3 protein-coding genes are annotated in these 2,182 nt (G+C 33.5%); all 3 read right to left on the minus strand.

Going from position 1 to position 2,182, the window contains the following annotated elements; all coding sequences use genetic code 11:
* Positions 1-31: 31 nt before the first annotated feature.
* Positions 32-481 (minus strand): hypothetical protein, encoded by a 450-nt coding sequence (locus tag WBY99_RS09110; RefSeq protein WP_423976017.1) that lies wholly within the window; start codon positions 479-481, stop codon positions 32-34.
* A gap of 77 nt (positions 482-558) precedes the next feature.
* Positions 559-1,296, minus strand: coding sequence for a 23S rRNA (guanosine(2251)-2'-O)-methyltransferase RlmB (gene rlmB / locus WBY99_RS09115; RefSeq protein WP_423976018.1), 738 nt, complete (start codon positions 1,294-1,296; stop codon positions 559-561).
* Between the two features lie 71 nt (positions 1,297-1,367).
* On the minus strand, positions 1,368-1,838 hold the full coding sequence (locus WBY99_RS09120) for a DinB family protein (RefSeq protein WP_423976019.1): 471 nt from the start codon (positions 1,836-1,838) through the stop codon (positions 1,368-1,370).
* Positions 1,839-2,182: the final 344 nt, after the last annotated feature.

Genomic DNA, 2,182 nt, shown 5'->3' on the forward strand with positions numbered 1-2,182 from the left:
GTCCATTGATTTATTAAATTTTAATTAAAAACTACCAGACTTGTTCTATAACCTGACTGATATTGTTGAGCGTAAAAGAGTCCCCTACCTGTTTACCGAACATCATTTTTGCCATCGGACTTTCTTCAGAAATCGCATAAAACCGATCTCCTTCAAAGAAAAATTCTCCCAAAGAAACCGAAATATAAAACCTCGCTTTATTGGTAAAAACAATAGAACCCAACTGAATTCTCCCTGAAGAATGATCTGAAATCTTAGCCAAATTTCTTTGTAAATCCTTTAATGACACCATTTGCTTTTGCATCTGATAAATTTCTTCCTGCATTTCTTCGCGAATGGAATCATATTTAGAAGTTTTTTTCACCTCACGACTTGCCTCCAAGGTGAACTCCATAAAATTTTCGAGTTTATGAATCTTTTGCGAAATAATTGCTTTCACATGATTGCGAACTTCACTTTTCACGATGATCCTCTTCTGCATATCATTTTTAATTTTTATTAAAAAAAATCTTTCCAAATAGAATCGATCAAAAAATCAGTTACAAACTTAAGGGAAGATTACATTTTCATTCGCTGGCGGGTCGCTTCAAAAAGAATGGCACCACAAGCTACAGAAACATTTAAGGATTGGGTTTTACCCTCCATCGGAAGTTTTATTTTTTCGTCGGAATGATGCAAAACTTCTTTCGAAATCCCAGTTTCTTCATTACCCATCACAATTGCACACGGTTGCGTAAAATCTACATCATAATATAATTTTGTAGCTTTTTCAGTTGCAGAAAAAACCTGAACACCAGATTGTTGAAGGAAATCAACGGTATGTCCTAAATTCTTTTCTTTACAAATTTTGATATTGTACATCGCTCCGGCAGAAGTTTTAATCGCATCCGAATTCATTGGTGCGCCTCCTTTTTCCGGAATAATTACAGCGTCAACGCCTGCACATTCTGCAGTTCTGCAAATTGCTCCAAAATTCCTAACATCCGTTAAACGATCCAAAATTAAAAGAAACGGCGTTTTTCCTGATTCGAAAATTTCTGGTAAAATATTTTCAATCGAATGAAAAGGAACATCCGAAATAAAGGCAACAACACCTTGATGATTCTTTCTGGTAAAGCGATTTAGTTTTTCAATCGGAACGTAATTCGGTCTGATTTTATGTTTCGCCAAAAGATTTTTTAATTCATAATAAATATCTCCCTGCAATGCATTTTGCAAAAATACTTTATCTACGGTTTTTCCGGCTTCTATCGCTTCAATTACTGGGCGCAACCCAAATATAAAATCTTCTTTCATAAGTTCTTTAAAAGTTAAAAATTCAAGGTCTTTATTTTACGTCCTCCCCTTGAAATTAGGAACGGATCTATTTAAAATTGCTCTCCCAGAATTGCTCTTTTTTGAGCCATTGCGTAACCATAATGCAAGCTTTCGTGCATATTATTAAAGATGATGGCATCTTGAATATTCTTTAAATCCAACCCAAAACTCGTGGTATAAGAAGTGTAATCCGGAAAAAAGTCATCGTCGTAATCTTTCATTAAGACCTTGGAAGTTTCCGTTAAAAGAAAAGCCAAATCATCAATTTCTGATTGCTGCACATCCAAATTAGGAAGGGTGCCTTTTTTGTAGGTTTCTATCCAATATTTATCAATTCGAAAAGGATTTCCACTAAGGTAATAATGCAATAATTGCTGCGTCGCCACGGTGTGTGCAATGTTCCAATAAATATTATTGTTGAATCCATCAGGAATCAGCAGCAAATCTTTAGTGGAAGTATTTTGCAAGATTTCTAAAAGGTTTCGGCGAACTTGACGGTGTGCCTGAAAATGATAATTCATTTGTGCAATATTTTAATCCTCAAAAATAGGTTAATAAACTGAAAACGACAAAAGTTACAGGATTTTTGGCTTTATTTTAAATGATCAAATATGATTTTTCTATAGTAGAAATAGGCTTTAATTTATTTTAAAATTGATAGAATTAGATAACGCTCGTCTGGAGCTATTGATTTGTTGATAATTCTAATGATTAAATGTGGTGCCAAACAGAAAACCTCTTTTAAATTGCTTTAAAAGAGGTTGATATTTATTGTTAATCTTTCAAATCAAAATTCAGAGGTAATCTAAATTTTGATTTTACTGGAACTCCTTTTAATTTTGCTGGAGTCCATTTTCCTTTAATT

Source organism: Kaistella sp. (assembly GCF_049588135.1).
Lineage (GTDB): Bacteria > Bacteroidota > Bacteroidia > Flavobacteriales > Weeksellaceae > Kaistella.